Source organism: Paenibacillus sp. 598K (assembly GCF_003851045.1).
Lineage (GTDB): Bacteria > Bacillota > Bacilli > Paenibacillales > Paenibacillaceae > Paenibacillus_D.
The window spans coordinates 1-9968 of the sequence record NZ_BFBX01000161.1 but is presented as its reverse complement, the minus strand read 5'-3'; the positions used below and the strand labels follow the sequence as shown (position 1 = coordinate 9968).

Here is a 9968-nt window from a genome sequence, read left to right as displayed (position 1 = left end):
ATGGGCTTTCGTAATTTAGGATAAAATTCGCAGACGGTGAAGGTGACTATAATGGACAGAAGTATAGGCTTCATGTAGAAATATCTCAGTTGGTTGCTGGAAGCATTGATAACCCTGAAATAGAAAGTATTACTGGACTAGTTCGCGACAAGGCTTTACCTGATTCCAATGGTGTAATTGTTCGTGAAGAAATACTTGAGAAATTTAAAGTTACGTCTGAACGTGATCTCTTTCCTGCTCCACCTGAGTTTGAAAAACTTGAATCTCTTGTGCATAGAGAGCAGCATAATGACTTGTTGAAAACCATTTTAGAATTAGCAGCTCCGTTGATCATACATGCTCCTGGAGGAGTAGGAAAAACGGTTTTTGCTCGCCAAATAGCCAAATCATTACCTGTTGGATCTTTCGGCGTTGTATATGATTGCTTTGGTGGTGGACGTTATCGTAATCGGAGCGAAGTGAGGCATCACCATCGTCAAGCATTTGTTCAGATTGTTAATGAATTGGCTATACAAGGCCTTTGCGATCCACTAATAGTGAATTCCAGCGCATCTGAAACAGATATATTAAGAAAGTTCCTCGATAGAATTGAAACAGCAGTTATTGCTATGAAGAAATCAAATAGCAATGCAGTCCTAGTGATTCTAATAGATGCAGCCGATAATGCTGAAATGGCCGCGGCGGAGTTCAATGATAATTGCTTTGCTCATGAACTTCTCCGTGAACGTATAATCGAAGGTGCTAAAATAGTTGCTCTTTGTAGAACCGAGCGTAGACATTTACTCCAGCCGCCTAGTAGCATCAAACAACTTGAGTTGAAGCCATTTTCGGAGAAAGAGTCTTCTGATTATTTAAGGTCTCATTATCCGCAAGCGTCTAAAGAGGACGGAGTAGAATTTCATAGGCTTACTAGTGGCAATCCACGCGTACAGTCAAATGCTTTAAGTTTAAATGGTAGTACGATTGCTGAAGTATTCTCCAGACTTGGTAGTATTGGAACCACTGTCGATGAACAAATAGAAGGACAATTAATGTCAGCAATTGATTCAATAAGAGATAAACTTCATTCTGATTACAGAAAACAAATCGACTCTATCTGTGTAGGTCTTGCTACATTACCTCCCTTTATTCCATTGAAGATACTATCTAGGGCAGCTGATGTTGAGGAGTCTGCTATAAGAAGTTTTGTTGCAGATATAGGACGTCCCTTATGGCTTTCTGACTCCTCAGTTCAGTTTAGAGATGAGCCTACGGAGACTTGGTTTAGGGAAACTTATGCAGCATCGAAGGAACAAATAGAGTTTTTTATTGAACAAATCAAACCATTAACTAACGAGTATTCATATGTCGCTTCTGCTATGCCTGCTCTGCTATTACAAGCAGGGAAGAACACCGATCTTGTTGAATTAGCTTTATCCGATAATTATCTCCCCGATAATCCCATTGATGAGCGAAATGTTCGAGTATTTCGTCTTCAATTTGCATTTAAGGCTTCGTTGAAGCAAAAAAGCTTTGTTGAGGCAATAAAATTAGCTTTACGAGCTGGTGAAGAAGTAGCTGGTGATAAACGACAGTTCGAACTTCTTGCAAGCAATATTGATCTGATTGCGCCTTTACAAGATGAACAACGTGTACAGGAGTTTTCTTTTCGTCGTTTGTTTAGCGGTTCTTGGAGAGGATCAGAGAATGTTTATTCAGCAGCGTTGTTATCAACAGTCAAGAATTTTAGAGGTGAAGCCAGAAGCTTTCTTAGGGCTGCTGAGAGCTGGTTAAGTCTATACTTCCAGGATATAGATAAGAAAAAAGAAGAAGATACTCCATTTCATCATGAACAACTAAAAAATGAAGAAATTATGGAACTCGTATACACACATTTTAATTTACATGGAGTAGAGAGAGCCTTCAAATTTCTTATGAGTTGGCGACCGAAGCAGGTTATCTATCATATTTCTAGGCAACTATTTAAACGGCTTATGGACCTAGGGGAGTTATCTGCTGCAATGCAGTTTGCAAAACTCGGTTTGCGCAATCAGTATTTAATAATTGCTTTTGCACATGAGTCCTTAGATATTGGACATATTCCCAATTCGGATGTACTCAGCTCGTGTCTTGATTTACTAACTACAAAACGGGTGAGAATTTCAAATATACAAAATACCTTTCAAGATACAACACTTCAATCACTTATCTCATTTCTTGAATCTTGCGCAGCAAACAAGTTACCGAAGGGGAAAATAATAAGGGTTCTAAATCATTATTTCCCTCAAAGTGCTTCAAGGTCTATTACAAGCGATTATGATAATAAAGATCGTGCAATTTTTATGCGTGCCCTGGCATTAAAAAAAGTATTACTTTCAGACCTCGAATTCGATATTAATGAATTGCTTCCAAAGGATCTACAACAGAATAGAAAATATAAAGATGAACAAGAGGTAAGAGAAATAAAAGAGGTAATTGGCGGACTATTACCTTGGTATATGCTGCGGATACGCTGTTTAGCAGGGGAAATTCTTGATTTTGATAATGAAGTAGCGGAAGTGAAAAAGAAGTCAGGATCAGCAACAGCGAGTCGATATAGAGACTATGATAGTTTACCAACGGAAATAGCTAGAATATGTTGTGACGTTTTGATGTTTCAAATATTTTCCGGACAAATATCAGTCAAAACTTTTTATGAAAATTATATAAAGAGTAACAGGATGTTTCTTCCTGATCATCTAAAATTAGTTCGTGCTGCTTTCCGATTAAGCCACTTAGCTGAACAGAAGCGCGATTTTGAACAATATGCTTATGACGTAATCCGTTCTGCTACAAACATTGGCCCAGAGGAAAGGGCAAACTGTTACATTGATCTTGCACGAGCATTGATTAATGTAAATCGTGATGATGCCGCGGTTTACTTCAATTTTGCCATCGATGCTGTTTCGAAATTTGGCGATGAAATCGTAGAGAGATGGGAAGCAGTTGTTTCCCTAGCTAACCAAAGAAAAGTAGATGAATTTGCACCTTGCGATTTAGCTTACAGATTTATACGTTGTGCAGAGCTTATCGGAGAAAATGTAGCTCGCGAAAAGTATTGGGACAGGGACGAAGCTGTTATGACTTGTATTCGATTGTCCCCGGTAACTGGAATCGCTGCACTAAGTAGATGGCGGGACCGGGAAATTGGTCGATTTAATCGTCAATTAATTGCTTTGTCCGAGGAAATTGTAAGAAGCGGCTACGTTGTACCAACGGTAGCATGGTCTCTTTCTGCGTTTATGACGGAGTTTGAAATAGGGGATTTCTCGAGACTATGTATAGAGAAGGAAATATCGCATGATAACCGGAAGTATATTTTTGATTCAGTCATTAGAGAACTTAGGATAAACGGAGTTGGAGGGGAAGTTTGGGAAAGGATTGGTGAAACGGCTAGAAAGTACTCTTTACAAAGTAACCTATTGGATGAAGTTATTGCTTATAATCGCGACATTATTGAAGAAGAAGGGAATACTATTAACCAAAAAAGTACTTCCTCGCTCCGTGTACAGTCGGAAGAGAGTGCGATTGATTGGAACGAGCTGCTGCATGATTTGGACTTGGTTTCACTTAATGGATTAAGACAAGCTATCCTACGCTATGATGGAATTCCTCAGACTATGCGAAACAGCGAATCCTTGTGGCGTGAAGTCTACAATCGAATTTCCGATAGTGAAGCGAAGAAGTTTTTGTATGAGCTTATAAAAGTAGATGAAGCCGATATTTATGATATACAGAATGCGCTTTTGTTAGTGCCGGAAGAATGGCATCGCAAAATGAGCATTAAAATTGAGTGGCCCCAAATCATGCAACTCGTGGGGAAACGATTTGCTACGTATCTGCTGGAAAGGGGATCAATCTCTTTTTTCACTAGTAGACTTCATTTAGGGGCGAAAAATATACCTTTTATTCAAAAAGGAATATTCGAAGGATTAGCAACCCATGGAGATTTGGTTCATGCGACTACATTTTTTGGCTTTGTAACTGTTGCTTCGAAATATATCTCAACACAAGAAGCAACTGATTTACTTGACTTCGCATTATCTAGATTCGAATTACATATTGATTCTGAGTACGCTGATGGGCCATGGTCTCAATTGTTGTTGCCGCCGGTTCACATGGATAGTGCTTTTACTTGTTTTGTTTGGTCTGCTTTAGGTTCTCCAAGATCTTCAACACGCTGGTGTGCTGTTCACTGTGTTCGAAGACTTGCAGAAGCTCAATGTAGTGAAGAGATCGATGCATTAATAAATTGGATGGAAAGGGATACTATTGGTGCATTTGGGGCTAATAAATTTCCGTTCTACAACTTACATGCAAGATTGTATTTATTTATTTCACTTGCTCGAGTATCAATTGATAATCCGCACATATTGCTGCATCATAGTAATGTTTTCTATAAATATGCCGTACAATCTTCTCCCCATATGCTTATTCAAAAATATGCAGCTGATATTGCACTTAAAATCGAGAAGGCTCACCCAGGGACTTACCCGAAAGAGGTAATTGAATCATTACAAAAAGTGGGGAGAAGTCAATTTGATAAGGTTGAATTAGAGAGTCGTAGGCACACAAAAGATAGTTATTGGCATGCAAACGAGACGATTGATACTAATTTAAGTTTTCATCATGGATACGATTTTGATAGCTACTGGTTTGAACCATTAGGAAGGGTATTCGGTATTTCAAGTGAGCAAGTAGAGGACCTTGCTACGGATGTTGTTATTAATGAATGGAATATAGAACATGATGGTGGATATAAAAATGACCCGCGGCATTCTTTGTGGAGATCGTCGAGAGAACAACAAGATGTGTTTCATCACCATGGAGGATACCCTCGTATAGACGATTATAATTTTTATCTCTCATATCATGCCATGCTTGTTGTCGCTTCGAAGTTGCTAGAGAAAATGCCTGTTGTTCATAGCTCAGATTGGTATGAAGATGAGTGGCAAGAGTGGTTGCATGGACACTTATTGACTCGTAGAGATAGTTATTGGCTATATGACCGTAGAGACCCGGTTCCTTTGGATAGACGGGAATGGATTAATGAAGTGAGAAATCCAAATTGGCGTGAAGAGATATCCAATGATGATTTTCTTGATGGCATATTGATTGAAAGAAACGGAGAACTATGGCTAAACGTGTTCGGATCTTGGGAGGATGGAGATAGTGAAAGATCGGAAAGTTTCTATATTACAAGCTCTCTCGTATTATCGGCCACTGCTCAATCTCTTTTGCACGCATTGAGCACCTGTTCAAATCCTCATGATTTTAAGTTACCTGATTACGAAGAAGATCGAATGGAAATAGAAGTGGAAACTTTTAAACTTAAAGGTTGGGTTTATCAAGAAGAAGCATCTAAGCGTCTGGATGAGTTCGATCCACATTCTGCTAAAGTAGATTACCCGCCTTATAAAATAGGGAACTCAATCGCTGAGAAAATGAAGATATCCTCTGATTATGAGAAGAGGGAATGGACTTTGGCGGATGAGAGTAGAGCATCAATAATTTGTGAAATCTGGGCGCCTATTCATGATAGTCATGAAGATGAGGAAATGCGCCGCGGTAATCGACTAACAGCATCGCTCTCATTTCTAAAAAGACTTTGTTCTGAATTCCAAAGTGAATTAATTATTGAAGTTCAAATTAGAAGAAGACTCAGACAGAAATCATACATGAGAGGGAGTGAGTCGGATGAGTATAAGCCACCGCTTAGCAAATTATTTATCTTCTCAGCCGATGGAAGACTCAGAGATACAGAAACGTACTATGAAATTAGGCAAAGCGCTAGTCAAAGAGCTTAATTTGGATCCTGGTGTAGATACCACTGCTCGTTGGATGGCACATTATATTGCTGAGCAAATTGAAAGAGTTGAAAATAGCACTGGAGCTGAAAAAAAAGAGGCGGAAGTACGTTGTTTTGAAACAATATTAAAATTATGGAATCATAAATCATCATTCCCAAGGGACTCAAGGCCATTTGAAAATTTTGAGCCGATACTTCGCACGCTTGCTCGGCTTGATCCTGAAAATGATCGTCACTTCTTCTTTGAAAATAGAAAGGAAAAAAAGGACGGTGTCCCGGAAGAAGTTCAAAAGTGGCTGGATGTAGCCGATGGAATAGATGAAGCAGCGCGCGTATGGTTGAAATATGTTTTTGAACAAGCCGCATTGGCTGCAACGGATGACTCTACAATCGAATGGTTAGAGAATTCAGCAGCACTTCAGGATGACGACCATTTTTCCGTTATTTTTCGAGATTTGTATAGTGATGTCAGTGATATTTGGGGAGAAGGCCAAAAACAAAATGAAAAAAAACGACAGACTATACTTTCGCGGATTAAGAAACTTGAGGTTTTCTCGGAATTCAACCAATTGCTATTGACTGAGTATAGGGATGAACTTAAGAAACACGGGTAAGGGAGGGGGCCAATTGAACTTAACTTCCGTCCCCTTTTTAGGGTGAATTGTGTTAATGTCAGATTTATTAATTCTCATCATGTGCCGAGGTAAACATAAAATGGTGGCATACACAAAAAAACTTAAAAACTCCATCCGATTGTGGATAATAAGTTCTAGAATAAAGATAAAAGGTCTATCGAACATCGTACGGGACTTGAAAAGGCTATTATTAGCTCTCAACATTTCAGTGCGGAAGGTTTTTAAAAGAACTGGAGGTAGTCGAATGTTTTATGTTACATCGTTTCGTACTCAGAGGAACAGAGCAGGCTTTTATTTAGTTGTAGATAACTGGAACGATTTTGGCTTTTATACGCTATTTAAGCTATTTTATCGTGATGAAGATTCAAAGGAAACTGAAATTGGTTTAGTGAAAGTAGGTCATAAAAATCAAGAAGAAGGATCGACTACATTGCCACCAACTTTTGAAATTGTGCCTGACGGATACTTTTCACTAGGGCAAGACGTGAAGTTTTACCGGCGACTTCGTAGGTTGGGAGATGATGTAAGAATAGAATGTTTAACAGCATTAAATGATTTGGCATATAATAAAGAACTATATGATGAGGTCATAGATGAAAGGGTAGTTAGTGTCTCATTACTTAGAGAATTGAATAAAAAAATTGTAACGAAGCAATTTAGACGGGTTGCCCATGGAGGGGCGGTTTTAACAAGATTTAATTTTGATTACAATATACCATCAGGAGCCCAAGTCTCTACATTTCATTTTGAAGTTGAACCTGAATCACTACCACCTACTAATATTCACATAATTATTGGCACGAATGGTGCCGGGAAAACGACAACGCTCAAAGGAATAATAGATGGATATCTAGAGGATTCACTAGAAGAGGATTTTTCAAATGCTATATTTATCTCATTTAGTGTTTTCGATAAGAATGGTCATTATGAATCGACCATAGTAGGGAAGGAGTATTATTATGTTGGTGTCAAAACTGAGGAATCAAAAACAAAATCACAAGGGGATTTAAAAACAGAATTTTATAACTCGATAAATAGAATCTTATCAAAGAAGAGACATTATTACCTCCATAGAATGTTAGAAATTCTTAGCGCAGATTATAACCTGCGTAATATGGGGTTAATTGAAATCTTGGAGTCTTATTTTGATACTACCCAAGATAAGGAATCAATAGACAACTGTAGTATAGTGTTCAGTGAAATATTTGATAACCTTAGTTCGGGGCACCAAATAGTTTTATTATCAATCGCAAAGATTGTAGAACTAGTTGTTGAAAAGACAATAATTCTTATTGATGAACCAGAGACTCATTTGCACCCCCCTTTATTGTCAGCTTTTATACGCGCGCTTTCTGAGTTGTCGGTTGCGGAAAATGCGGTTTCTATACTAGCAACGCATTCACCAGTTGTTTTACAAGAGGTACCTAAATCATGTGTATCAATTATTCGTAAGTACGGAGACCAAATGAATATTCATCGGCCACGTTTCGAGACCTTCGGAGAAAACGTTGGAGTGCTGACAGAAGAAGTATTTGGGTTAGAGATACCCAAGACTGGTTTTCATACCTTACTTAGAAAAATTGTTGAGGAAAATCCTGATTACGATTCGGTGCTTGAGCGTTTTAATAATGAACTTAGTATTGAAGCGAAATCAATAGTAAGAACATATATAAACGAAATTACCGAAAAAAATAAGAGGAAACCATAATGTACCGACTAAATCTGCCTAAGCACTCACTTGAAGAATTTTTTGATGATTTACTTAAGGGCCGACATAATAATGAGAAGAACAATTTCATAGTAACTCGATTATCAAATATAAAGTCCGATCTTGTGGATGCGGAAAAACAGTATATAAGTTTGGCAGAAGAAAGGTTACTACATACTATACCTGTACAGAAAATAATAAATATACCGGATATCGCGAAATTAAGTGACGGTATTCCAAGGTCTATTTTGGATTGGGAAATCGAAAAGGTTTATTCCAATTATTTAGTAGACACCCCTGGTTCACAAAAAGTTGGTCGTGAGGTATATGAGTCCATCCTATCCAACACTTACTACAACTTATGTCCGTATTGTTCACACAGAGAGGTAAAAACAGTTGATCATTATCTTCCAAAAACAAAATTTCTATCGTTTGCAATCACGCCTGTAAATCTGTTACCATGCTGTTCTGACTGTAATAAAGATAAATTGGATAATCACGAACTTGATGCAAAAAAAATGCTAATCCATCCTTACTTTGAGGAAACTCGACATATCAAATGGTTAAAATGTGAAGTTAAGGAGAATTTGTGGCCAATTACATTTACTTACGAAGTAGCCACTGATTTTCAAGATTCGGTGCTAAAATCACGTATTAATTATCAATTTAATTTACTTAATTTAGGGAAGTTATATGCTGATAATGCTGCGAGAGAATTTAATTATCGTGTTAAATCTCTAATAAGAGAGTACAATGCTAACCCCTCAAACAAAGCTTTGGAATTTATTAATGATAATTTGGAATCATACTCATCCGAGAATGCAAACTCATGGCAAACTAATATGTTTGAAGCTTTAAAAAGTTCGAAATGGTTTATTGAAGAAGCACTTCCGAATGTTCAGGCTTACTATCAGAAGTAAAAAACATCAAACACTTTGTCAATAGCGGCAATCGGTGCCAATAACAGGTCGAAAGCTCTTGGGCCCCGGTTGCGTGAAATCGATTTTTTCAGACGGTAAAGAGGAAAGGCGAGATTGCCGTCTATTTTCTTTTTGCAATAAGGGAATGGATGGAGATGCATGAACATGTACCCGACGCATTACAGAGTTAAATGCATTAAAAAGTCAGTTCCTGGAATTGATAAACCATTGCGCTATTATCTTCGCATTGATTTTCAAAATAATAAAACTGATTGTATGACGTGGATTATGATGAATCCAAGCATTGCTGATGAAGAAATTTATGATGAAACGATAAAGGATGTTTTTGAATTTGCAGAAAAACAAATGATAGTTTTGAATACCGAGCGAAAGATAAGTAACGTAGGGCAAATATGTGCATTAAATTTATTCCCAATATATCAGAGTAAATCGAACGAATTGTATAATGATTTATCGCGTGTAATGAATCCTCAAACAATTCTTCGGGAAATAAGATTTAATAACAGGGTAATATCAAGGGCGATCAGGTTTTCTAAATATATAGTTTTGGCTTGGGGAGACCCTCCGCATAAAATGAACCATTTTTTATATTACAGTCAGGTACAAAAAATTATGAAGATGATCAGGGAAAAGGGCAAAGATAGGATTTATGTTATTCAGACTAAGAAATATAAAATGACTTTGACGGAAAAAGGAAGTCCAAGACACCCAGGGAGAAAAGCGGGCATAATAGGATTGAAAAAATGCATGATCGGTGACTTCGAAGAAGTGAAAGTGTTAAAAAACAAAGAAATGTAATTAATTAGACAATGTGAATTAAGGCTGCCTGTAGCTTCATTTATCCTAAATTACGAAAG

The 9968-nt window shown here is 37.6% G+C and carries 5 protein-coding genes; all 5 read left to right on the top strand.

Annotated features, from left to right (window positions below; translation table 11 throughout):
* Positions 1 to 89: 89 nt before the first annotated feature.
* Positions 90 to 5825 (top strand): ATP-binding protein, encoded by a 5736-nt coding sequence (locus PA598K_RS32625; protein ID WP_260405728.1) that lies wholly within the window; start codon positions 90 to 92, stop codon positions 5823 to 5825.
* Positions 5791 to 6441, top strand: coding sequence for a hypothetical protein (locus PA598K_RS32620; protein ID WP_185602366.1), 651 nt, complete (start codon positions 5791 to 5793; stop codon positions 6439 to 6441). The genes PA598K_RS32625 and PA598K_RS32620 overlap by 35 nt, the downstream gene beginning before the upstream one ends.
* Positions 6442 to 6706: 265 nt before the next feature.
* Positions 6707 to 8170 (top strand): AAA family ATPase, encoded by a 1464-nt coding sequence (locus PA598K_RS32615; protein ID WP_185602365.1) that lies wholly within the window; start codon positions 6707 to 6709, stop codon positions 8168 to 8170.
* Positions 8170 to 9090 carry a hypothetical protein gene (locus PA598K_RS32610; RefSeq protein ID WP_128660927.1) on the top strand — a complete coding sequence of 307 codons (921 nt, stop codon included), beginning with the start codon at positions 8170 to 8172 and terminating at the stop codon, positions 9088 to 9090. Before PA598K_RS32615 ends, PA598K_RS32610 begins: the two co-directional genes overlap by 1 nt.
* A 165-nt stretch (positions 9091 to 9255) precedes the next feature.
* Positions 9256 to 9909 carry a DUF1643 domain-containing protein gene (locus PA598K_RS32605; protein ID WP_185602364.1) on the top strand — a complete coding sequence of 218 codons (654 nt, stop codon included), beginning with the start codon at positions 9256 to 9258 and terminating at the stop codon, positions 9907 to 9909.
* Positions 9910 to 9968: the final 59 nt, after the last annotated feature.